Raw genomic sequence first — 21,337 nt, forward strand, 5'->3', positions numbered from 1 at the left:
TAGCCTTTTTGCTGATAAAACATGTGCCTCTGGGATACCGCCTTGGCCAAACCAATGCAACGCCCGCCCAATCTGTGACTCTCGCGCCACCATCGCGCCCGCCCTCAGCCACAACTGCACATTGCCGTAGTCCCGCGCCGCATCCTGCCCTACCTTAACGGCAATACCATGCGCTGGGGCCAACGAGCCCCCGAAGTAACAGCGCCATGGCAACCGAGGCAAAGATGACAGCGGGCGACTTGCGCACCCCGACCAATCCGTCACCCCCCCCGATAGCCTCGGGCCGATTGGGGATGCGCTGATGTCCTACAGCTTCCACCAAGGCTGGGTCGCGCTGTCGGATCGCGGTCTGCTTACTCCCGCGACGCCCGACGCCATGCTGCACCAAGGCCTGTTCGTGATGGAACTCGCCCTGCCGCTGCAGAACGCCAGCCTGCTGCTCGATCATCAATCCAACACCGGCTGGCCGCGCACCTTTGCGATCTTTCACGATCCGGCCACCGGCATCGTCATCCTACACCGCCAAGGCAAAGATGTCGCCCGCCATGTCCTGCCCGGCCCCTTGCCACAAGGCAAAGGCACCGCCCGGCTGTCGTTTCATTTCAACGCCCCGGCCCGGTACTGGAGCCTATCCTTTGAACTCCTCGGCACCGACCCGCCGGTGGCCATCACCGCCGAGGGCCAAAACCCGCTGCCAATTCCGCTGTCCGATCTGCAAACCCTCTGCACCCGTGCCCGCCCCTCTGGCCCGGTGCTGTGGTTCGGCCTGACCGAAGGCGCAGCCCCGCCCGGAGCCGCACCCTGGATCGGCCTGCGCAACCCGGTCGAAACCAGCCTAGGCCCGGTCCTCGCGGGCCATCTGAAACCCGGCGACATCCTGATCACCGAAGACGGCCCGATGCCCCTGCGCGCCGCCCAGCGCCTCGCGCTGCCCGCCCGCGGCAGCTTCGCCCCCGTGCTGCTGCGCGCGCCGTTTTTCGGCCAAACCCAAGACCTGCTGGTCTCCGCCGATCAACTGCTGGCAATCTCTGGCCCCGAGGTCGAATATATCTTCGGCACCGACGCCGTCCTCATGCCCGCCGGAGCCTTGGTCGACGGCCGCACCGCCCTGTCGGATCAACGCCGCGCCATCACCGGATCGGTCGCATTAGACCTCGGCAGCCCTGCGCTCATCGAGTCCAACGGCTGCCTCTTGGCCATCGGCCAAGACCAAACCTGCGACCTGCCGCTGCGCTGCCTGCAAACCTACGAGGTGCTCACTCTGATGACGCTGCTCGGTCGCACCCCGCGCCGCGCCGCGTAAACTCCCTAAAGCTTATCTAAAATTATCATCCTCTGCGCGCAAATATCTCACTGGGGTCTGGGGGTGTGAAACCCCCAGCGGCCAGCCCATCGCGCAACTTCAGCCAAACATCATCCGGCACCCGGTAGCCGCGCGCTATATTTTAACAGCTGACAGCTGGGGACGATAGAAAAGCAGCAGACCTTTTTCGTTTCGAACTTCGACACTGTCCGTGTTGTCCGCGATGCTTTGGCTGACTCCGTGCTGTTTGTCCCTGCGCTTGCAGGATAAAATCCGGGGGGTTCTTTTCAAAAGAATCCGATACGGCATCACGACCTCCCCAAATTTCGTGGCAGTACCTAAAAAAGCCACAAAAATGCGGCTGCAATATGGCGAGCATTGGAATGTCGGCCCAAAATCTACCAGTGCCGCCCCCGCAACCGCACCGAAAAACCACTTAAGCCATTGATTTTATGTATCAGTCAAAGAACGGCGTCATCTGCGCCACAACCACCGAATTCTCCGCCAAAGCCCGCGCCATCAGATCGCGTTCCTCAGCATCAATCTCATCGCCAGCCGCCAGACGCTCCTCCAGCGTGCCGTAACCGGACACATCCAGCGGTGCCAGATCCGCCTGCTTCAAGATCGCCACGGTTTCGCGCACCGCCTCGGCCTCGTCGACGCCCGAGGCATAGATCAGCAAAGCCGCCCCGGTCGCCTTATCCGGCAAGCCATCGCCCGGCTTGCGCCCCACTTCCACCGTCAAGGTATAAACCTGCTGTTTGCTGCCCTCTGACATCGGCCTTCAGTCCCTCAGCAATTCGTTGATCGAGGTCTTGCTGCGGGTCTTCGCATCGACCTTTTTCACGATCACCGCGCAATAGAGGTTGATCCCATTCTTCGACGGCATCGACCCCGCCACCACGACCGAACCGGCAGGCACTTCGCCATACATCACCGCCCCGGTTTCGCGATCGACGATCTTGGTCGATTGGCCGATAAACACGCCCATGCCCAGAACCGAGCCTTCGCGGATGATGCAGCCCTCAACCACCTCAGACCGAGCCCCAATAAAGCAGTTGTCCTCGATGATCGTCGGCCCCGCCTGCATCGGCTCCAACACGCCGCCAATGCCGACACCGCCCGACAAATGCACATTCTTGCCGATCTGCGCGCAAGACCCGACCGTGGCCCAGCCGTCCACCATCGCGCCCTCATCAACATAAGCGCCAATGTTCACGAACGACGGCATCAGCACCACGCCCTTCGCGATATAGGCGGAACGGCGCACGATACTGCCCGGAACCGCCCGGAACCCCGCTTTGCGCCAATCCGCCTCGGTCCAGCCCTGAAACTTCGACGGCACCTTGTCCCACCAGTTCGAGCCGCCATTGCCGCCAGAAATCTCGGACATATCGGTCAGCCGGAACGACAGCAGCACCGCCTTTTTCGCCCATTGGTTGACATGCCAATCGCCATTGCCGCGCTTTTCCGCCACCCGCAACGCACCACTGTCCAGCGCCGTCAACGTGGCTTCAATCGCATCGCGCGCTTCGCCCTTGGTGGTGGTCGAGATCGTGTCCCGCGCCTCCCAAGCAGCCTCAATCGCAGTCTCCAACGCGGCATAGCTCATGGCAATCTCCTCAAAGCTTTGCAGCCCTATAACGACGCAGACCTTGCCATGCAATCGCATCAGGCACGGTAGGGTGGGTGCAACCCACCGCTGGTTCAGATTTGGCGCAACGTTCAAAACCAATCGCCGCCCCTCAAATATTAAGGTACGACGATGATCCTAACCTGCAAACAGACCCACTCGCGTCCGACGCCCAAAGCCCCCGACGCAAGCGCCCTGCTTACTTCACTTCCCCAATCGACCAGAACAGCGTCTCACCCGAGCTGTCATCGACGCCGTCATTGTCCGTCACCACCCAGCCATTGCCTGCGGCGTCAATCGTAAAGCCTTCGACCTTATCGACAATATAGCCCTTCAGCACGCCCAGATCGGGCACCAAATCCCGCACCAGTTCTTTCTTCACCACCGGAAGCGTGCCGCCCAACTCAACCGGAGCCAACTGGCTCACCGCCACCCGGTACAGCTTCTTGGTCACGGCTTTGTCGGCAATCTGGTTGTCCCGCTCGATGATATAAGCCCAATCACCCTTCACCGTGATTTCCGACAACCCCATCCAAGCGCCTTCAGCGGGCGCATCCAACGGATAATGCACCGCACCCCAAGTTTCCTCTTTGGTGTTATAGGCCAGCAACTTGACCATGCCTTTCGGATCGTCCTTCCACTCGCGCTGCACCGCCATCCACAGGGTGTCACCCACCACCGTGATACCCTCAAACCCATAGCGCGTCTCTTGCGCCAGCAGTTCCTCTGGCAGCGCAATCTCCTGATCAATCGCGCCCTCGGCATCGACATGATAGATCGCATGTGGCACCAGCTTGTCGCTGCGGCCTTCCGAAGCCAGCCAGAAGCCACCCTCGCCATCCGCCGCAATGCCCTCCAGATCCAGCTTCTGCGCCGCATCGCCGCCGCGCGTCACCACCATCGCGCTGGTGATCTTCGCCGGGGTCTTCGTGGCATCAATGCTGAAAATCGTCGGTGCCGCCGCGTAAACGCTGTCCGACACCGCATAAAGTTTGCCCGCTTCCTTCGGATCAGCCGCCAGACCCGAAAGCGCGCCCCAACCGATCAGATTTTCACTGCCTGCCGAAGTGATCATCGGATAGGCCGCAGGCCCTTCCGCCAGTTGGTAAATCATCACATGCGCAGGCGCGCCGCCATCTTCGCGCAGATCAACCTCATTCGCCGAAATCAGCAGATTGCGCTGCGGAATAGCCACCATCCCCTCGGGCGAAATCCCCGACGGCAACAGTTGCTTCAGCACCGGAGCCTTCGGGTCGGTCAGATCATAAACCCCAATCACCGAAGCCCGTTCCGACGCCACAAACGCCATCGGCGTCTCGCCAAACGTCGCCACCTCAACCGATTCCAACTCGACACCTTTGGTCTTGCTGCGATGCTCCGGGTAATGCCCGATCTCAGCAATCGCCCGCTCCAAGCTGGCACCGCTTTCATAGACAACCGAGCCATCGCGGTTGAAAATTGTCCAACTGCGCGAGCCGCCCTTGTAGTCGCCCTCATTCGCCACCGCGAAGTGATCGGCATCCACCCATTTCACCCCATCCGGCTCACGCAAGGCACCCTCACGCTTGCCGGTGAAATCCAACCGACCATCGCGCTTGGTATCAATGCCGTCCAGATCAACCGCCCCGGCGCTGAAATGCCCCGAAACCTTGCCATCCGCGCCGATCAAAACGATCTCGTTGTTCTCCTGCATGGTCAGAACAATTTCACCCGCCGCATTGATATCCAGAAACTCCGGCTCGGGGTCATCGCCGCCAACACCCGCCAGCCCGGTCATCTCGATCTTCTGCAACCCGGCGCAATCGACCACGTCCGCCTTCACCGGCAGCTTCACCACAAAGCCCGTCGGCATCTGCGGCAGCTCACCGTCGTTCACATCCTCATCGCGCTCATTCTCGATCGCAATCGCCAGAAACGAGCCATCCTTCGCCGCCGCCACCGAATCCGGCTGACCGCCCAATTCGCATTCCGCCACCACAGCCTTGGTCGCCAGATCGACGCTGACCAGCTTGCCCGAGGTGTTGACATAATCCTTCGACGTATTCACCGCCGCAAAAGCCGTCCCGCCGATGATCTTCGCCGTGGTCGGCTCGCCGCCCACTACGATATTGCCCAACGGCTTCGGCGCGGCCGCATCGGTGATATCAATCAACCCGATCACCCCCAACGGGCTGTCGGTATAAACCAAAGTCATGCCATCTTCCGAGGCCGAAATGATCTCAGCACTGGTCGCCCGCGCCAAATCCTCGCCCGCCGCCATGTTCAACGGCGTGGCAAAGCTGGCAATACGGTTGAAGCTAGGTTCGGCCAAAGCAGGCAAAGCCGCGCAAATCGCCAGAGCAGAGGTCAGGCCAGAGATCGGAAAACGCATCGAGAGCATCCTTGGTCAGATTAAATCAGACCCAGCCATGCCCTGCCCGGATGAAACCAAGACGACGCACACATGACAGTTTTACAACCGCCCCCACCGCTAATCCTGATACCCCTCGCCCCGCGCCGCCCGCAACGTATCGCGCGGACAAAGCCCAAACCGCGCCCGATACATCTCTGCAAACCGCCCGAAATGCGCAAATCCCCAGCGCAACGCCACCTCTGTCACCGATCCCGCCCCCGCAACCAGATCGGCATGCGCATGCGCCAGCCGCATGTCACGCCAGAACCCCAGCGGAGTCGTCCCCCGGTGCTGCCGAAACGCCAGTTGCAACGCGCGCGGGCTGATCCCGGCCTCGGCGGCAATCGCCTCAACCGTTAGCGGCTGATCCAGATGGGCCGCGATATAGCCCTCTGCCAGCCGCAAATGCCGGGGCCGCGGTGCCGCCCGCCGCCGCCCCAGATGCGCCGCATGATCATGGCGATGCGCCTCCAGCAGACCCGACAGCAGAGACGCCTCCACCGCCCGCCCCATCAACCCCGCCCCGATGGGTGATCGCCCCGCATCCGCCTCTGCCACCAGAAACAACACCAGCCGCCGCAGTGCCGCTCCCGCCCCACTGCGCAGATCAAACCCGCCTGAAAACGTCAAAGGCCGCAAAGCTGGCGCCCCCAACTGTGCGGAAAGATGATCCTGCATCGCCTGACGGTCGATCTGGATCAGCACCTGCCGCGTACCTTCCGCCCAGATCATCGTGGTGGGCTGGTGCGGGTTCAAAACCGCCGCCACCTCCGGCGAGGAATAATACCGATCCGCCCCATGCGAAATCATCGCGCCCCCCGAAAGCGGGATCTGCACCAGATAAAACCGCTCCAGCTCTCCCGGTGCGATCAGCGTCTTGGCGCCGTATTGAATGTAGTTCAGGCTCAACCGCTCGCCCGGCAAATGGTGCTGGCGGGCATCCAGCACGCCCGTGCCGATGCGGTCCAACCGATGCGGACAAAACACCGCCGCCACCCGCGCGCGGGCTTCGTCAAGGTCATGCGTGCGAAACAGCGCATGACGTTCCAGCGGGGCGGCAAGCTGCGGCATCAGCCTCATTCTCTGCAAATCAAGGCCAAAGCCTACCATGCTTTGCCGCCTCGCCAGCAGATTCCTGCAGTTTGATGACGATTTTTTCGTTTTGCGGATAGTCGCCCCGTTCCCCGGATAGCGCCCCGCCCCGCGCAGATCAAAGCTGACCCCATCAACGGGAGGAAATCCAATGCGCGGACTAGCAGGCAAAGTGGCGATTGTGCCGGGCGGCAGCACCAAGATCGGCCAAGCCATAGTGGCAGCCTTCCGCGCCGCCGACGTGCGGGTGATGGTGGCCGACATCGCCCCCGCCGCCGAATCCGAAGGCGTCGGCTTCCAGCCCTGCGATCTGCGCGACGATACCCAGATCGCGGCCCTCGTTGCCGCCACCAAAACCAAGTTTGGCCGGATTGATTTTCTGGTCAATGTCGCCTGTTCCTACCTCGACAACGGGCTTGCCACCACCCGCGCCGATTGGCTGACCGCCCTGGATATCAACCTCGTCGGCTCGGTGATGCTGATGCAGGCCGCGCAGGCGGACCTCGCCGCGAACAAGGGGGCCATCGTCAATTTCAGCTCGATTTCCTCGCGCGTGGCGCAGACGGGGCGCTGGGTTTATCCGGTGTCGAAAGCCGCCATTCTGCAACTGACCCGCAGTCAGGCAATGGATCTGGCCCCGCAGGGCATCCGCGTCAACGCGGTGTCGCCCGGTTGGACGTGGAGCAATATAATGGATCAGCTGACCCACGGCAACCGCGCCAAAACCGATGCCGTTGCCGCCCCCTTCCACATGCTGGGCCGCGTCGCCGATCCCGAAGAAGTCGCCGCCGCCGTGCTGTTTCTCTGCTCGGACGAGGCTAGCTTCATCACTGGCACTGATATCTGCGTTGATGGCGGCTATACCGCGATGGGGCCGGAACAAGCCGTGCCAGCGATCCCGAAGCTGATGGAATGAACGCCCCACGGGCGCGAACCGAAAACCAATTCAAAGGGGCTAGACATGCGTAAATTCACCATCATCGGCGGCGGCCAATCCGGTCTTCAGCTTGGCATCGGCTTGCTGCAAGCGGGCCATCAGGTGCGCGTCGTGCAAAACCGCACCGCGGAAGACGTGGCCCAAGGCAAAGTCCTGTCCAGCCAGTGCATGTTCTCCAACGCCGTGCAGCATGAACGCGACCTTGGCATTGATTTCTGGTCCACCGATTGCCCCCCGGTTCAGGGCATCAACTTCATCGTGCCAAACCCCGATGGCTCTGGCACCAAGCTGATCGACTGGGCCGCCCGGCTGGATCAGAACGCCTATTCCGTCGATCAACGGGTGAAAATCCCGCGCTGGATGGCTGAATTCAGCCGCCTCGGGGGTCAAATGGTGATCGCCGACGCAGGCATTGCCGAGATTGAAACCTACGCCCGCCAGGACGATCTGGTGATCATCGCCTCAGGCAAGGGCGATGTCGGGCGGCTGTTCACCCGTGACGTTGAAAAATCCCCCTTCGACAAACCAATGCGCGCTTTGGCCCTGACCTATGTGACAGGCATGACGCCCCGGCAGCCCTATTCAGCGGTCGAATTCAACCTGATCCCCGGCGTCGGCGAATATTTCGTGTTCCCGGCGCTGACCACCACCGGCCCGTGCGAGATCATGGTGATGGAAGGCATCCCCGGCGGCCCGATGGATTGCTGGGCCGATGTAAAGACCCCCGCGCAGCATCTGGACACCGCACTGAACATCCTGAAAACCTTCTTGCCATGGGAATATGAACGCTCCAAAACCTGCCAACTCACCGACGACAACGGCATCCTGTCAGGCCGCTTCGCCCCCACCGTGCGCCACCCGGTCGCCACCCTGCCCTCGGGCCGCAAAGTTCTCGGCCTTGGCGATGCGGTCTGCCTGAACGATCCGATCACCGGGCAGGGCTCGAACAACGCCGCCAAAGCCGCCGCGATCTACCTCAACCGCATCATCCAACACGGTGACCGCCGGTTTGACGCCGCTTGGATGCAGGCCACGTTCGATCAGTTCTGGGATTACGCGCAATGGGTGGTTGGCTGGACCAACATGCTGCTGCAACCGCCGCCGCCCTTCATCCTCGACATCATGGGCAACGCCCAAGGCCTGCCCACGCTGGCCTCGCGCATGGCCAACGGCTTTGACGATCCGCGCGATTTCTTCCCGTGGTTCGCCGATCCCGACGCCGCCGCCAGCTATCTGGCCGAATTGAAAGCCGCCTGAGATGAGCGTGATCGACACCCAATCCTTCCGCGCCGCAATGGCCCGTTTTCCGGGTGCCGTCACCATCGTCACCGCCCGCGCAGGTGCAGGCTCCGACGCCCGACGCGGCATCACCGCCACCGCCGTCTGTTCCGTCACCGCCGATCCGCCCAGCCTGTTGGTCTGCCTCAACCGCCAGACCGGCACCTGCGCCGCGGTTGCTGCCAGTGGGCGCTTCAACGTCAACCTGCTGCCCGGAGACGGCGGTCCGCTCGCCCTGCATTTCGCAGGCGCGGGCGGCGTAACCGGAGCCGACAAATTCACCACCGGCGCTTGGTGCGACGACCCCCACGGCACCCCCATCCTGCAAGACGCGGCCCTCACCTTCTGCTGCACCGTCAGCGAAACCCTGCAAGCCGGATCGCACAGCATCTTCATCGGCCAAATCACCAGCCTCACCCACGGCGCAGGCCCAGCCCTGATCTACGCCCAAAGCGGCTTCCACCGCCTACAACCGCTCTAAGCCCGCCGATGCGTGGCAGCGACCCGCGCCACCTCCTCATAAATCCCGGTCAACACGTTCAACACCCGCGCGGCTTCAGCTAACCGGGTTGAGAACCCCGGCAAATTCCCCAACTCCGCCAACAACAACCGCCGCCGCAACGCACCGTAATCATCCGTCACCCGCCGCCCCTCGTCGGTCACCTCGTAAGTCACCCCCGACCGCCCCGCGCCCTTGCGCACCACCAGCCCGCCCCCGATCAGCTTGCGCAACGAATACTGGATGTTCGGCACATCATCGCGGTTGGCCAGCCGTGCTAGTTCCTTGATGCTTTTCGGGCGGTCATGCATCCGAATGATGTGTAGAAGCGCATTCTCCGGCCCCGAAGCAGGCATCTCGCACACCCCCGCCAGACATTCCGACTGCCAGCGCCCGAATCCCTCAAACGCCCGCATCAGCGCGAATTCCAACTCGGTAACCTCAACCTCAACTGCCGTTTCCGCCAGATGCCAGCGGTAATCCAACGCCTGCCCAGCGCCCTGCCCGCCGGTATCATTTTGAGTTTGAACCTTTTTTTCCGCCATCACCCCAGCCCCTTGCCTGCCTGCATCCTCATCCGCCAAACCCATTGACGCAATGCGAATTTACGATAGACTTTCAATCATAAAATATAACCTAAAATCATCCTGACAGGGAGCCTACCATGACCAACAACCCGATGCTCTCGGGCGATCGCTTTCGCTTGGGCACGTTTTCCTCCAACTGTTCCTCCGGCATGACCCCCACCAAAATCGCCGAACGTTGGGACAATTCCTGGGACAACAACCTCACCCTCGCCAAAATGCTGGACGAGGCGGGCATCGACTTCATGCTGCCCATCGCCCGCTGGATCGGCTACGGCGGCGAGACCGATTTTCACGGCAACGTGCTGGAAACCATGACTTGGGCCGCAGGTCTGCTCGCCGCCACCAAGAATATCGCGGTGTTCGCCACCATCCACACCGTCGCCAATCACCCGGCGGTGGTCGCCAAGCAAATCGCCACCATTGATCAGATCGGCCATGGTCGCGCCGGACTGAACATCGTCGCGGGCTGGAACAAGCCCGAATACGAAGCCCTCGGCCTGACCCTGCCCGATGATCACGAAACCCGCTATGCCTATGCACAGGAATGGTTCGATCTGGTGCGCAAACTCTGGGGGTCAAAGGAGCATTTCGACTGGAACGGCAAATATTTCAAAGCCAAGCAAATCAAGGGCGATCCCGCCCCGACCCGCGGCTCGGTGCCGATCATCAACGCCGCAGGCTCACCGCAGGGCCGCAACTTTGCCACCGACAACGCCGATTTCCTGTTCACCCCGGCGATTGATCTCTCGCGCTCGGTCGGGGAAATCGCTGACCTGAAGGCGCAAGCCAAGGCCAAAGGCCGCAAGATCGACGTGCTGACCTTCAGCCATGTGATCTGCCGCCCCTCGCGGGATGAGGCCGAAGCCTTCCTGCACCACACCGCCGTCGCCAATACAGACACCGCAGCGGTGGACAATCTGGTCAACCTGCAATTCGCCCACGCCCAAAGCTTCCCGCATGATCTGCTGGCCCAGATCAAGCACCTGTTTGCGATGGGTCACGGCGGCTTCCCCCTCGTCGGCACCCCGGATGATGTGGCCGAAGGCATCCTGAAACTCCACGCCACCGGATTTGCAGGCACCACGCTTTCCTTTGTGGATTATGTCAAGGAATTCCCCTATTTCCGCGATACTGTGCTGCCAAAACTGCAAGAGGCGGGCATCCGCTGACGGCTTGGGCCGCTGATTCCTTGCGGCACCGCCCCAACGCGGTGCCGCCCAAACCGCGAGTGCTCTATGTCCGAACCAACGCCCAAGCACTTCCGCGACGCCATGCGCGCTTTCGTTGGCAACTGTAGCCTGATCACCACCGGGCAAGCCGAGGCCGCCACCGGTCTGATCGTCACCTCCGCCATTTCCCTTTCCGCCGAACCGCCGCTGCTGCTGGCCTGCGTCAACCGCAACTCGTCCAGTTGGCCCGTGCTGAAAGAAACCGGCAGCTTCGGCTGGTCCAGCCTTGGGGCCGCCCATCAGGGCGTCGCCGAACGCTTCTCCGGCTTCAACGGCACCAAGGGCCTCGCGCGCTATGACGGTGCCGAATGGGAAACCGCCGTAACGGGCGTCCGCCTGCTGAAAGGTGCGCCCACCGCCTTCGATTGTAGCATCGAAGAAATGATCGACCGTGGCACCCATTCCATCCTGATCGGCCGCGTCCAAGCCATCCGCACCAACCCCGGCGCGGGCGCTTTGATCTACTGGAACGGCGGCTATCGCAGCCTTGCGGAGTGATCGTCGGCGCTAAGCCAGACGCCTGCTCTCGACCTCTAGCCAATGCCCGGCCCGTTTCCTGCGCATTCTCCATCCCCTGCGCCACAACCGCAAGATACGGGTCGCTGCACGAAACCCTCACCGCCTAAGTCCCCGTCATACAAAACGGAAAGGCATGACCATGGACCTCAACAACAAAACCATCCTGATCACCGGCGCAAGCAGCGGCATCGGTGCCGCCGCCGCCCTGCTATTCGCAGCGGAGGGCGCGCAACTGGTGCTCGGCGCACGCCGCCAACCCGAGTTGCAGCGGCTTGTCGACCAGATCACCGAAAGCGGCGGCAAAGCCATCTGCCTCGCAGGCGATGTCACGGATGAGACCTACGCCACAGCGCTGGTAGACCTCGCCGAAAGCCATTTCGGCGGCCTCGACGGCGCGTTCAACAACGCGGGCATCATCGGCGATATGGTTCCCCTGCCCGCCATGGCCACCGAGAACTGGCACAACGTCCTCGCCACCAATCTCAGCAGCGCCTTCTTCTGCGCCAAAGCCCAACTCCCCGCGCTCGCCAAACGCGGCGGCGGATCGCTGGTGTTCACCGGATCCTTCGTCGGCTTTAGCAACAGCGGATTGCCCGGCATGGCCGCCTATGCAGCGTCGAAAGCCGGGCTGATCGGCCTGGTGCAATCCTTGGCCGCTGATCATGCCGCCGAAGCCATCCGCATCAACGCCATCCTCCCCGGCGGCACCAAAACTGCTTTGGCAGGCGACGACCCTGGCACCCATGATTTTATCGCCAACCTGCACCCGATGAAGCGCATGGCCACCCCGACCGAGATCGCGCAAGCCGCCCTGTTCCTGCTGTCAGACCGCGCCAGCTTCGTGACAGGCGCAGCCCTTGCCGTAGACGGCGGTATGGCCGTGCGCTTGCTGTAATTTCCCGCGCAAACCCCTTGATCGTTGGCCGCAAACCCGGCCGACGATCGCTCAAAGCGATCCCCATCCAGCCAAGCCCTTCGCCCGAAATCCTTAATTTTCTGTTAAAAAAATCGCAACCATCTGAATATTCTATACTTTCAAACGGTCCCAACTCGGGACCACCCCCACCCCACCCTTCCAAACCCTCCCAAAACCCGCTACCCCTAGCCTCAACACGCCCCAATCAAGGCCACCCGATGACCGAAGAAACCCGCCCCCACCCATTCCGAGACTCCGTCCAAGACGTGGCCGCCACCAACCGCCTGCCCGACACCCCGCAAACCCGCTCCCCCGCCTACCGCCTCGCTTTCAACGACCCCGACTTCCTGACCCGGGAAGACCTCCGTCCAGTCCGCCTCCAGTTGGAACTGCTGAAACCCCAACTGATCCTGGACGAGATGGGCATCACATCCACCGTCGTCCTGTTCGGCGGCGCCCGCATCCCTGATCCCGCGCACAAATCCATCGCGAAAACCCCGATGCTGGCGGATCTCACGAAATACTACACCGAAGCCCGCAGCTTCGCCCGCATCATCACGGAAAGAAGCCTGCAAACCTACGGCCATGAAAACGTGATCTGCACCGGGGGCGGGCCGGGGGTGATGGAGGCGGGGAACCGGGGCGCCGATGATGCAGGCGGGCAGTCGATTGGCCTGAACATCGTGCTACCGCACGAGCAGGCCCCGAACCAATATGTGACGCCGGAATTGTCCTTCAACTTCCACTATTTCGCGATCCGAAAGATGCATTTCCTGATGCGGGCGCGGGCGATTTGTGTGTTTCCAGGCGGCTTTGGTACGCTGGATGAGATGTTTGAAAGCCTGACCTTGATTCAAACCGGCCGGATGAAACCGATCCCGTTTCTGTTGTTTGGCCGCAGCTTTTGGGAGCGGTTGATTGACTGGAATATGCTGGCCGAGGCTGGGGTGATCTCGGCTGCGGATTTGAAGCTGTTTCAGTTTGTTGAGACGGCAGAGGAGGCGGTGGCGGCGATGGATGGCTGGGGCAAGGAATAGCCTGGGTTTGGCGGTGTCCACGCGTGGACAAAATTCCGACCTATACATTTCAATGGGTTACTCTGCCTCCGTTCATGGATTTTTAACACTTCTGCCATTTACGCCACACGCAGAATATTTGCCTTAGGATGCTGACTGAGGCTTCAAATCGCACAACACAGGGCAGCGCCTGACCGCCGGGTGAGCGCTGCAACAGTGGCTCTAGGTGCTTTATGCCTCAGCAAATCCCCCAGATATTCTAAGCAGGACAGCGCAGAAGCGCCCGCCCGAGGGGGCGGTCAGGCGCTGCCCGGCGGCGCTGAAGCGCCTTGATTCCGGGCTGGGGGCTTTGCTTGGGAGGTTGGAAGTTTGTAGTACAGCAGACAGAAAAATTTTTCCCTAATTCCAATCGAGGAATAGCTCGTAAACGACGAGGGCTTCTGTGAGTTTGGAACGCAATTGAAAACATACGAAATGAGGGCGAAATGGATGTGAAATCTGCGCAGTCAACTGGAAATGCAGCACTGCACTATGCTGCTTGGCAGCTTTCACGCAAAGGCTGGAACGTCATGGCTACCGCGCGCAATGCAAAAGGCAGCGATCTGTTCTGTGTGAATGACGATGAATCAATAAAGTTTGGCGTTCAAAGCAAAGGTCTGTCGAAACGCGATCCAGTTGGCCTTGGCGTTGACCTGAAAAATTTGCGCTCTGAATGGTGGATTATAACTATAAATGCCAAACAAGATAACCCGGTATGCTTCATACTGTCGCTGGCAGAGGTGAAAAACCTTTGCTTTCACAGCGACCCAGCCAAAAGCAAAACCGGGGCACAATCATATTGGCTGCAACCAACCAAATATGATCAACCTCAATTCAAGGAAGCGTGGCACAGATTAAATCCCCAAAGTTTACAAACAGCGGGTGATGTTTCTATTTTATAGAATCCAGCCATAGATGCGATTTGCATCTTACTTTAGCCACACCCCTCAAACCGGAACAAACCCGCCCTTTGCCGGATCAAACTGCTGCAACTCACCCTCGCCGGTATCGGTCCACAACCCGTGCAGGGTCAGGCGGTCATCCTCGACGGCGGCTTTGATGAAGGGGAAGGTCATCAGGTTTTCCAGCGACACCAGCACCGCCTCACGCTCCAAAGCGGGTTGTTGCAACTCGGGGGGCAGGCCCGCAATGCGCTGATAGCCGGGGCGCAGGATGTCCATCCAGCGGCCGACGAAGCTGGTTTTCTCTAGGAGTTCTGGGGCATGGCCGGAGCACATATCAAGGCAGCCCTTGACGCCGCCACAGTTGGAATGGCCGAGCACCACGATATGAGCAACGCCAAGACTCATCACCGCATATTCGACGGTGGCCGAGGTGCCGTGATACTCACCATCGGGGTTATGCGGGGGGACGAGGCCCGCGATATTGCGGTGGATGAAGAATTCGCCTTCGTCCGCGCCGAAGATTGAGGTGACATGCACGCGGCTGTCACAGCAGGAAATTACCATAGCGCGCGGGTGTTGGCCGCTAGCGGCAAGCCTACGATACCAAGCCTTATTGTCTTGATATGTCGTGGCTTTCCAGCCCTGAAACCGTTGCACCAGATAGTTTGGCAGCGCGCGAATGTGGTTCATGGTGATCCTTCTCGGCTTGGCTCTTGCCCGTCATTATGCTGCAATCGCAGAAAATTCGAGGGATTTCTTTGACGGGCAGCAACGATTTCTTCAGCACAACGGCGCAAGGTGGGCGTGGGTGTGTCGGAGGGTATGATGGAAAACGTGGTGGCTTTGCAGCCAAAGGAACGGGTGCGGCAGGATGCCGAACCGATTGCGACGATTTATCGGAATTTGGGCACCACTGGCGCGGAGCAGGTGGTGGCGCGCGCTTTGGGCGAATTGGCGCTGACCATGGCGGGCTTGGCGTCACAGGTGCGGGCGCATGAGATGGGCGATCTGACGCGGCAACTGCGGCGGTTGCAGCGGATGGCGGAGACTCTCGGGATGGTGTCTTTGGGGGTGGTGGCGGGGGATTTGCGCGCCTGTATGGAGCGCGCCGATACCACGGCGTTTGCTGCTGTTTGGGCGCGGCTGTTGCGGATCGCCGAGCGGTCATTGGCCTCGGACAAGGCGCTGCTGGAGCAGTTGGATCAGACGCCGTTCTGAGGTTGGGCGCGGGTTTAGGCCGGGGCTTGCGGCGGCGGATGGAAGCGCTAGGGTTCGGGCAGGTTTGAGGCTATGGCCTCGGGCAGGTTATGAAGGATGCGCCGATGGGTCCCGCTTTTGCTGATAATGCTGCTGCGTCGCGGCCGCTCTATGTGGTGGGGGCCGAGGGGCTGGCTGGGTTTCTGGCGGGGCAGGATGCGGCGGTGCGTGGGTGGCTGACGGATGCAGGGTTTGAGGCAGCCTTGGGCGATCTGCGGCTGGTCCCCGGTGCGCATGGCGTGGCTGCGGCGGTGATTGGGTTTGGCACTGCGAAGACCCACGCGCGGCAACGGTTTGCTTTGGCGAAGGCTGTAGGGTTGCCCGGCGGCGCTTGGCATCTGGTGGGCGATTTGACGCAAAGCCAGCGCGATGAGGCGGCTTTGGGCTGGCTTCTGGCGCAGTATCGCTTTGATCGCTATCGCAAGGCGAAGGTGGTGGAACCTGCTCGGTTGGTGCTGCCCGAGGGTTGCGATGGTGCGCGTCTGCTGGCGATGGCGGCGGGCGAATATCTGACTCGCGATCTGATCAACACGCCGGCGCAGGATATGGGGCCGGATGAGTTGGAGGCGGCGTTTGTGGCGCTGGCGGAGCGGTTCGGCGCACGGGCCAAGGTGGTGAAGGGCGCGGCGCTGCTGGAGCAGAATTTCCCGATGATCCATGCGGTGGGGCGGGCCTCGCCGCGGGAGCCTCGGTTGTTGGAGATGCATTGGGGGTCTGCGGGACCAAGCCTGACTTTGGTCGGCAAGGGCGTGTGCTTTGACACCGGGGGTCTGAATATCAAGACGGCGGGCATGCTGCTGATGAAGAAGGATATGGGCGGGGCGGCGACGGTGATGGGGCTGGCGCAGATGATCATGCAGCTGGGATTGGCCATAAGGTTGCGGGTGATCGTGGCGGCGGTGGAGAATGTGATCGCGGGCAATGCTTTGAAGCCGAAGGATATTCTGACCTCGCGGAAGGGGCTGACGGTTGAGGTGAATGACACCGATGCCGAGGGCCGTCTGGTGCTGGGCGATGCTTTGGCGCTGGCTGTGGAAACCCCGACCGATGTGCTGATCTCAATGGCAACGCTGACCGGGGCGGCGCGCACCGCGCTTGGCCCCGATCTGGCACCCTATTACACCGATGACGTGGGAATGGCGGAGGCCTTGGAACAGGGCGCTAAAGACACCTTCGACCCGGTCTGGCGACTGCCATTCCACACGCCCTATGAGCATATCATCGAGCCTGGCATCGCTGATCTCGATAACGCGCCAGGCTGGGGGTTTGCGGGGTCGGTCACGGCAGCGCTATTCCTGCGGCGCTTTGCCGATCATCCGCGCTATATGCATTTCGACATCTACGGCCATACGCCTGCCGATGCGCCTGCGCGGCCCAAGGGCGGCGTCGGTCAGGGTGCGCGGGCCATTCTTGCGGGGCTGCCCGCCATGTTGGGATTGTAAGATGGATCGTCGTTTAACCCCCGCCACCGCGCGCGTTGCCCATATCTCGCTAAAGGGGCTGGTGGACGCGCCGCACTTCACCGAAGGCGAGAAACGCCGTATCGCGATGCCACTGGCGGATCTGCTGCGAAGCCCCGGTGGCGCGCGGGATCGTCAGGTGCTGCTGGGCGAAGCCTTCACGGTGATCGACCACCAAGATGGCTATGCCTTTGGCTTTGCTGCCAAAGACGGCTATTGTGGCTGGCTGGCCGAGCAGGCCTTGGGCGAAAGCCCGAAGCCCACGCATTGGATCGCCACCCCCGGCACGCATCTATACCCCGAACCCCGCGTGCAAGCGCCCGAGATTGCAGCGCTGAGCATGGGGGCGCAGGTTGCGGTGATCGCACAGGGCGCGAAGTTCACCGAAACCAGCCAAGGCTTCATCCCGACGCCGCATCTGCTGCCGCTCGGCCAGTACCACAAAGACCCGATCAGTGTCGCCGAAGGCTTCCTTGGGGTGCCGTACCTTTGGGGCGGCAACTCCCGTGCCGGGATTGATTGCTCGGGGCTGGCGCAAATCGCCCTGCTGGCTTGCGGCATCAAAGCGCCGGGAGATTCCGATCTGCAGCAAAGCCTTGGCCATGAAGTGCCTAAAGACGCCCCCCTGCAACGCGGCGATCTGCTTTTCTGGAAGGGTCATGTCGCGCTGGTTGTCGACTCCACGCGATTGATCCACGCCAATGGCAATACGATGTCAGTGGCTTATGAGGGCATCGACGCCTGCATCGCGCGGGTTTTGGCGGCAGAAGGCGCTCCGGTCAGCCACAGACGCAGACTGTAAGACCAATCCCCCCGCCGTCGCTTACTCCACCGGCCGGATCAGCTTTTGCTCCAACACCCGCAAAACCCCTGCCAGATCATGACCCCGGCGCAGGATGAAGCCGTCCATGCCGACTACCGCATACATGCCTTGCTTGGCGCGCAGCTTGGGGCGCTTCTCAATCCGATAGAGCGGAAACTCAGCCGTGCGGCGGAACACCGAGAACACCGCCGCCTCGCGCAGAAACGACAAGCCGTAGTCGCGCCATTCGCCCGCCGCGACCATCTGGCCATAGAGCCGCAGTATCGCGCCAAGCTCGTGGCGATCAAAAGTAACCTGATCCGGCAGGGGCTCTGGCGTAGGAAAAGGGGTCGGCGTTTGCACCGTCATGGTGAAAGTTTACCCGAGGCCCGCCTCAAATCAACCCCTGCAAATCAAGCCTCACTCAACCCTAGCGAGAAAAGACCCATACATCTTGGGAACTCGCGCCCCGATTTTGCCGCGGGAATGCCCGTAAATGGCCCCGCCCGCTGCGCAATGCCGCCGCGTTCGAGCGGCATAAAGAACGGGCTACAGTGCAACGAAACCGGTGGAGCAGGTCTTTGCCCCCGCCCAGCTTGCTTCACCGGCGCTGTCGCAATGAAGGCCTCTACCGCAAGGTGGGGGCCTTTTCCGCGTTGGGTTAAAGCAAGATGGGGTTACAGAAACCCGGACGCCAGCCGCAACTCGCCCACCGTCAGACCGCGACAGTTGGTCTGCGGCGCAGGCAGCCGCTTTTGCGCCATCGGATGGGAAGCATCGAGCACGCCAAGCTGCGCCAAGATCGCCACCAAAGCGGCCTCCGAGGCGCGGGAATTGCCGTCCTCGATCTTCAGCGCGATGCCGAGTTTCTTCTCGGGGATGATCGCCACGAATACCGCTTCCGCCCCGGTCTTGATCGCCACACGCCCGCCCATCGCCCGCATCAACTCGGTGCAAGCCCGGCCCTCACCTGCGACCAGCTCTGGATGCGCCGCCATAGACCGCGTCAAGCGATGCATCGCCCGATCCCGTGTCGATCCGGCCTCAGCGGCAGAGGCGAATTTCGCCATACCTCTGGCCAAGCCCGCGACGGACATCGCGAAATTCGGCGCCGAGCAGCCGTCGATGCCGTAGCCTGCGCTGGCCTCCCCGGTGACCTCCTCGGTCGCCGCCTTGATCGCCTTTTGCAGCGGGTGGTCGAGTTCGACATATTCCGGCCCGGCTTTCAGATGCCGGGTGGTGGTGAGAAACCCTGAATGTTTGCCAGAACAGTTGTTGTGCAGCTGGCAGGGGGCTTCATGGCCGATGATCAAGCGATCCCGCTCCGCCCGGTCATAGGGTTCGTGCGCGCCGCAACGCAGGTCAGGCTCGCCCAGACCCAGATCGGCCAACCAGCGGCTGGCCATGTTGACATGCAAGGCCGATCCCTGATGGCTGGCGCAAGACAACGCGATATGGGCGTCGGTCAGACCCGCCGCCTCTGCCGCGCCAGATTCCAGCAAAGGCAGCGCTTGCAGCATCTTGCACGACGAGCGTGGAAAGATCACCCGGCCCGGATCGCCCCAAGCCTGCACCACTTCACCCTTCTCGTCGCAGATCACCGCATGGCCGCGATGGGTGCTTTCCAGCAGCCCACCGCGCCAAAGTTCGACCATTTCTGCCGCTGCCATGTCATCCCCCGTCACATATGCGCGATTTTCTGCCCGTATCGCCCCGGCAGGGCTTTCATGGACCTGTGTTTTTCGGTTATGCATGGCATATCGAGTGAATGTGCCCCGCGCTACCGAAAAACCGCGCCTGAAGCGGAGTTGGGCGGGCAGAGGCAAAGCGGCTTGGAGGCTGACTAAAAATGACAAGCTGGATGACGCGTGCGCTAGGCGTGGCGATGATTTCCATGACAGGGTTTGCGGCACTGACCCCTGCGGCAATGGCGCAGGAATCCACCAATCGCGTCGCCACCATGACGGATTGGAGTGTTTTTGCCGACAAGAACCCCACCGAATGTTGGGGCGTGTCCAGTCCGAAGGAAACCGTGAACACCAAAGACGGCAAGCCCGTCTCGGTGCGGCGCGGCGATATTTTGCTGTTCGTCACCTTTCGCCCCGGTGTGAATGGTGAGACCTCGTTCTCGGGCGGCTATCCGTTTGCACCGGGGTCAACGGTGAAACTGGATGTCGATGGCACCTCGTTTGATCTGTTCTCGGATGGCGAATGGGCTTGGCCGGGAACCTCTGAGGATGATGCGGCGATTCTGGCCGCGCTGAAAAAGGGCACCACGGCGGTGTTGACGGCACATTCCGGCAAAGGCACCCAGACCAAAGACAGCTTCAGCCTGCGCGGCTTTACCGCGGCTATGGACGAAGCTGCCAAGCAGTGCAAATAAGCGCCTGATCCGACCGACCGTCAGGTCAATCGATGTTTTCGCAACCGGGGCTGTCCAGCCTCGGTTGTTTGCATTTGGGGTCGCTGTTCGCATTTTCGTGAGTTTGCTTGAATTTGTTCTCTTTATGTTCTATATTGCCTTAACAGAACCAGCCCGAGGTGACGTTATGGAAGACACCACATTTGCCATCGCTGCGACAGAGCGGCAGTTGTCTTACGCGCGGTCATTGGCGCAGCGCAATGGCGTCAATTTGCCGTGGGAGATGCAACTAGATCGCCGCAGTCTCAGCGCTTGGATCGACGCGCAGGCCAAGATGCGGCCGATGGAGGCCGATGGCCGTCCGACCTCCAAACAAGTGGCCTTTGCCGAGAAAATCGCGCGCATTAAGCGCCGCGCGGTGCCGGATGAGTGTTTTCGGGATCGTCAGTTGTTGTCGCGTTGGATCGACAGCAATCGATAAGCGGCTGCGGTTAGCGCAATCAGGTCGGAAACGGCATGGAAACCGTGCCATTTCCTCTCTCTGAGTGCGATTTTTCAGAATATGCATCCATTGCCCCGCACTTGCGCCAAAGATATGCAGGGAGCAACTCTTTTGCATGGAATCTGCCGCAATGACCCAAGCCCTGAAGCCCGCCCGCATCGCCTTTATCAAAGCCCGTTGGCATGCCGAGATCGTCGACCAAGCCCACAAAGGCTTTGTCGCAGAGGCGGAAACCCTGCTGCCGGGTGCCAAGATTGATGCTTTTGAGGTGCCCGGCGCGTTTGAGATGCCGATGGTTGCGAAAAAGCTGGCGCAGTCCGGGCGCTATGATGCGATTGTCGCGGCGGCCTTGGTGGTCGATGGTGGGATTTATCGGCATGATTTCGTCGCAGGTGCGGTGGTGACCGGGCTGATGAACGTGGGCCTTGAGACGGGCGTGCCGTGCTTTTCGGTTTCCCTCACCCCGCATAACTTTCAGCCGGTCGACACGCTGATCGCCTATTACACCGCGCATTTCGTCAAGAAGGGTGCCGAGGCAGCGCATGCAGTGCAGCAGATTTTGGCATTGGATGCGCAGTTGGTGATGGTCAAAGCCTAAGGCTTCGGGCG

The 21,337-nt window shown here is 61.3% G+C and carries 23 protein-coding genes; 15 read left to right on the forward strand and 8 right to left on the reverse strand.

The window, feature by feature from the left end:
* The first annotated feature begins 301 nt into the window (after window positions 1-301).
* Window positions 302-1,303: a Hint domain-containing protein gene (locus AKV04_RS21145; protein ID WP_054008361.1), complete on the forward strand. Its 1,002-nt coding sequence runs from the start codon at window positions 302-304 to the stop codon at window positions 1,301-1,303.
* Window positions 1,304-1,760: 457 nt separating this feature from the next.
* Here the strand turns inward: AKV04_RS21145 and AKV04_RS21150 are convergent, their stop codons facing one another.
* From AKV04_RS21150 to AKV04_RS21165, 4 genes are all read right to left on the reverse strand, one after another.
* The gene (locus AKV04_RS21150) at window positions 1,761-2,081 is read right to left on the reverse strand and encodes a hypothetical protein (RefSeq protein WP_054008362.1); all 321 of its coding nucleotides are present in this window, start codon (window positions 2,079-2,081) and stop codon (window positions 1,761-1,763) included.
* Between the two features lie 6 nt (window positions 2,082-2,087).
* Window positions 2,088-2,915 (reverse strand): 2,3,4,5-tetrahydropyridine-2,6-dicarboxylate N-succinyltransferase, encoded by an 828-nt coding sequence (dapD, locus tag AKV04_RS21155; protein WP_054008363.1) that lies wholly within the window; start codon window positions 2,913-2,915, stop codon window positions 2,088-2,090.
* 220 nt (window positions 2,916-3,135) lie between these two features.
* Entirely contained in the window at window positions 3,136-5,307 is a 2,172-nt protein-coding gene (locus AKV04_RS21160) for an esterase-like activity of phytase family protein (RefSeq protein ID WP_054008535.1), read from the reverse strand.
* A gap of 99 nt (window positions 5,308-5,406) precedes the next feature.
* A complete protein-coding gene (locus AKV04_RS21165; RefSeq protein ID WP_162232923.1) occupies window positions 5,407-6,399 on the reverse strand; it encodes an AraC family transcriptional regulator in 993 nt (330 codons plus the stop codon).
* Between the two features lie 172 nt (window positions 6,400-6,571).
* Between AKV04_RS21165 and AKV04_RS21170 the strand changes: the two genes are divergently transcribed.
* From AKV04_RS21170 to AKV04_RS21180, 3 genes are read left to right on the forward strand one after another with little or no spacing between them, the layout of a single operon-like run.
* Window positions 6,572-7,336, forward strand: a complete 765-nt coding sequence (locus AKV04_RS21170) for an SDR family oxidoreductase (protein WP_054008365.1) — start codon at window positions 6,572-6,574, stop codon at window positions 7,334-7,336.
* Window positions 7,337-7,381: 45 nt separating this feature from the next.
* Window positions 7,382-8,614, forward strand: coding sequence for a styrene monooxygenase/indole monooxygenase family protein (locus AKV04_RS21175; protein WP_054008366.1), 1,233 nt, complete (start codon window positions 7,382-7,384; stop codon window positions 8,612-8,614).
* Window position 8,615: 1 nt separating this feature from the next.
* Complete coding sequence (locus AKV04_RS21180; protein ID WP_054008367.1) at window positions 8,616-9,116, forward strand: flavin reductase family protein; 501 nt, start codon at window positions 8,616-8,618, stop codon at window positions 9,114-9,116.
* Here AKV04_RS21180 and AKV04_RS21185 read toward each other — a convergent pair.
* Window positions 9,113-9,679 carry a winged helix DNA-binding protein gene (locus AKV04_RS21185; protein ID WP_054008536.1) on the reverse strand — a complete coding sequence of 189 codons (567 nt, stop codon included), beginning with the start codon at window positions 9,677-9,679 and terminating at the stop codon, window positions 9,113-9,115. The genes AKV04_RS21180 and AKV04_RS21185 overlap by 4 nt on opposite strands.
* 119 nt (window positions 9,680-9,798) lie before the next feature.
* On the opposite strand from AKV04_RS21185, the gene AKV04_RS21190 reads away from it, so the two are divergent.
* From AKV04_RS21190 to AKV04_RS21210, 5 genes are all read left to right on the forward strand, one after another.
* Window positions 9,799-10,890, forward strand: a complete 1,092-nt coding sequence (locus tag AKV04_RS21190) for an LLM class flavin-dependent oxidoreductase (protein WP_054008368.1) — start codon at window positions 9,799-9,801, stop codon at window positions 10,888-10,890.
* Between the two features lie 66 nt (window positions 10,891-10,956).
* Window positions 10,957-11,448: a flavin reductase family protein gene (locus tag AKV04_RS21195; protein ID WP_054008369.1), complete on the forward strand. Its 492-nt coding sequence runs from the start codon at window positions 10,957-10,959 to the stop codon at window positions 11,446-11,448.
* A gap of 160 nt (window positions 11,449-11,608) precedes the next feature.
* A complete protein-coding gene (locus AKV04_RS21200; RefSeq protein ID WP_054008537.1) occupies window positions 11,609-12,364 on the forward strand; it encodes an SDR family oxidoreductase in 756 nt (251 codons plus the stop codon).
* Between the two features lie 239 nt (window positions 12,365-12,603).
* Entirely contained in the window at window positions 12,604-13,422 is an 819-nt protein-coding gene (locus AKV04_RS21205; RefSeq protein WP_054008370.1) for an LOG family protein, read from the forward strand.
* Between the two features lie 464 nt (window positions 13,423-13,886).
* The gene (locus AKV04_RS21210; protein ID WP_054008371.1) at window positions 13,887-14,342 is read left to right on the forward strand and encodes a hypothetical protein; all 456 of its coding nucleotides are present in this window, start codon (window positions 13,887-13,889) and stop codon (window positions 14,340-14,342) included.
* A 45-nt stretch (window positions 14,343-14,387) separates the two neighbouring features.
* On the opposite strand, the gene AKV04_RS21215 is transcribed toward AKV04_RS21210, so the two are convergent.
* A complete protein-coding gene (locus tag AKV04_RS21215; RefSeq protein ID WP_054008372.1) occupies window positions 14,388-15,035 on the reverse strand; it encodes a carbonic anhydrase in 648 nt (215 codons plus the stop codon).
* A gap of 135 nt (window positions 15,036-15,170) precedes the next feature.
* Between AKV04_RS21215 and AKV04_RS21220 the strand changes: the two genes are divergently transcribed.
* The 3 genes from AKV04_RS21220 (at window position 15,171) to AKV04_RS21230 (ending at window position 17,864) form a co-directional block, all read left to right on the forward strand.
* The gene (locus AKV04_RS21220; protein WP_235815725.1) at window positions 15,171-15,563 is read left to right on the forward strand and encodes a hypothetical protein; all 393 of its coding nucleotides are present in this window, start codon (window positions 15,171-15,173) and stop codon (window positions 15,561-15,563) included.
* A gap of 104 nt (window positions 15,564-15,667) precedes the next feature.
* Window positions 15,668-17,044, forward strand: coding sequence for a leucyl aminopeptidase family protein (locus AKV04_RS21225; protein WP_054008538.1), 1,377 nt, complete (start codon window positions 15,668-15,670; stop codon window positions 17,042-17,044).
* Window position 17,045: 1 nt separating this feature from the next.
* Window positions 17,046-17,864, forward strand: coding sequence for a C40 family peptidase (locus tag AKV04_RS21230; RefSeq protein WP_054008374.1), 819 nt, complete (start codon window positions 17,046-17,048; stop codon window positions 17,862-17,864).
* A gap of 21 nt (window positions 17,865-17,885) precedes the next feature.
* On the opposite strand, the gene AKV04_RS21235 is transcribed toward AKV04_RS21230, so the two are convergent.
* Complete coding sequence (locus AKV04_RS21235) at window positions 17,886-18,233, reverse strand: DUF2794 domain-containing protein (protein WP_054008375.1); 348 nt, start codon at window positions 18,231-18,233, stop codon at window positions 17,886-17,888.
* Window positions 18,234-18,541: 308 nt separating this feature from the next.
* Window positions 18,542-19,534: an asparaginase gene (locus AKV04_RS21240; RefSeq protein WP_054008376.1), complete on the reverse strand. Its 993-nt coding sequence runs from the start codon at window positions 19,532-19,534 to the stop codon at window positions 18,542-18,544.
* Window positions 19,535-19,725: 191 nt separating this feature from the next.
* Between AKV04_RS21240 and AKV04_RS21245 the strand changes: the two genes are divergently transcribed.
* From AKV04_RS21245 to AKV04_RS21255, 3 genes are all read left to right on the forward strand, one after another.
* Window positions 19,726-20,247 carry an invasion associated locus B family protein gene (locus AKV04_RS21245; RefSeq protein ID WP_407638484.1) on the forward strand — a complete coding sequence of 174 codons (522 nt, stop codon included), beginning with the start codon at window positions 19,726-19,728 and terminating at the stop codon, window positions 20,245-20,247.
* Between the two features lie 166 nt (window positions 20,248-20,413).
* Window positions 20,414-20,707, forward strand: coding sequence for a hypothetical protein (locus AKV04_RS21250; protein WP_054008378.1), 294 nt, complete (start codon window positions 20,414-20,416; stop codon window positions 20,705-20,707).
* A gap of 136 nt (window positions 20,708-20,843) precedes the next feature.
* Window positions 20,844-21,326, forward strand: a complete 483-nt coding sequence (locus tag AKV04_RS21255) for a 6,7-dimethyl-8-ribityllumazine synthase (protein WP_235815726.1) — start codon at window positions 20,844-20,846, stop codon at window positions 21,324-21,326.
* The last annotated feature ends 11 nt before the right edge of the window (window positions 21,327-21,337 follow it).

It is taken from the genome of Cypionkella psychrotolerans, assembly GCF_001294535.1.
GTDB lineage: Bacteria > Pseudomonadota > Alphaproteobacteria > Rhodobacterales > Rhodobacteraceae > Cypionkella > Cypionkella psychrotolerans.

Excerpts from the sequence above, each read along its gene's own strand:
- AKV04_RS21145 (WP_054008361.1), top strand. The coding sequence starts at position 302 with ATGTCCTACAGCTTCCACCAAGGCTGGGTCGCGCTGTCGGATCGCGGT.
- AKV04_RS21150 (WP_054008362.1), bottom strand. The coding sequence starts at position 2,081 with ATGTCAGAGGGCAGCAAACAGCAGGTTTATACCTTGACGGTGGAAGTG.
- dapD (WP_054008363.1), bottom strand. The coding sequence starts at position 2,915 with ATGAGCTATGCCGCGTTGGAGACTGCGATTGAGGCTGCTTGGGAGGCG.
- AKV04_RS21160 (WP_054008535.1), bottom strand. The coding sequence starts at position 5,307 with ATGCGTTTTCCGATCTCTGGCCTGACCTCTGCTCTGGCGATTTGCGCG.
- AKV04_RS21165 (WP_162232923.1), bottom strand. The coding sequence starts at position 6,399 with ATGCCGCAGCTTGCCGCCCCGCTGGAACGTCATGCGCTGTTTCGCACG.
- AKV04_RS21170 (WP_054008365.1), top strand. The coding sequence starts at position 6,572 with ATGCGCGGACTAGCAGGCAAAGTGGCGATTGTGCCGGGCGGCAGCACC.
- AKV04_RS21175 (WP_054008366.1), top strand. The coding sequence starts at position 7,382 with ATGCGTAAATTCACCATCATCGGCGGCGGCCAATCCGGTCTTCAGCTT.
- AKV04_RS21180 (WP_054008367.1), top strand. The coding sequence starts at position 8,616 with ATGAGCGTGATCGACACCCAATCCTTCCGCGCCGCAATGGCCCGTTTT.
- AKV04_RS21185 (WP_054008536.1), bottom strand. The coding sequence starts at position 9,679 with ATGGCGGAAAAAAAGGTTCAAACTCAAAATGATACCGGCGGGCAGGGC.
- AKV04_RS21190 (WP_054008368.1), top strand. The coding sequence starts at position 9,799 with ATGACCAACAACCCGATGCTCTCGGGCGATCGCTTTCGCTTGGGCACG.
- AKV04_RS21195 (WP_054008369.1), top strand. The coding sequence starts at position 10,957 with ATGTCCGAACCAACGCCCAAGCACTTCCGCGACGCCATGCGCGCTTTC.
- AKV04_RS21200 (WP_054008537.1), top strand. The coding sequence starts at position 11,609 with ATGGACCTCAACAACAAAACCATCCTGATCACCGGCGCAAGCAGCGGC.
- AKV04_RS21205 (WP_054008370.1), top strand. The coding sequence starts at position 12,604 with ATGACCGAAGAAACCCGCCCCCACCCATTCCGAGACTCCGTCCAAGAC.
- AKV04_RS21210 (WP_054008371.1), top strand. The coding sequence starts at position 13,887 with ATGGATGTGAAATCTGCGCAGTCAACTGGAAATGCAGCACTGCACTAT.
- AKV04_RS21215 (WP_054008372.1), bottom strand. The coding sequence starts at position 15,035 with ATGAACCACATTCGCGCGCTGCCAAACTATCTGGTGCAACGGTTTCAG.
- AKV04_RS21220 (WP_235815725.1), top strand. The coding sequence starts at position 15,171 with ATGGAAAACGTGGTGGCTTTGCAGCCAAAGGAACGGGTGCGGCAGGAT.
- AKV04_RS21225 (WP_054008538.1), top strand. The coding sequence starts at position 15,668 with ATGGGTCCCGCTTTTGCTGATAATGCTGCTGCGTCGCGGCCGCTCTAT.
- AKV04_RS21230 (WP_054008374.1), top strand. The coding sequence starts at position 17,046 with ATGGATCGTCGTTTAACCCCCGCCACCGCGCGCGTTGCCCATATCTCG.
- AKV04_RS21235 (WP_054008375.1), bottom strand. The coding sequence starts at position 18,233 with ATGACGGTGCAAACGCCGACCCCTTTTCCTACGCCAGAGCCCCTGCCG.
- AKV04_RS21240 (WP_054008376.1), bottom strand. The coding sequence starts at position 19,534 with ATGGCAGCGGCAGAAATGGTCGAACTTTGGCGCGGTGGGCTGCTGGAA.
- AKV04_RS21245 (WP_407638484.1), top strand. The coding sequence starts at position 19,726 with ATGACGCGTGCGCTAGGCGTGGCGATGATTTCCATGACAGGGTTTGCG.
- AKV04_RS21250 (WP_054008378.1), top strand. The coding sequence starts at position 20,414 with ATGGAAGACACCACATTTGCCATCGCTGCGACAGAGCGGCAGTTGTCT.
- AKV04_RS21255 (WP_235815726.1), top strand. The coding sequence starts at position 20,844 with ATGGAATCTGCCGCAATGACCCAAGCCCTGAAGCCCGCCCGCATCGCC.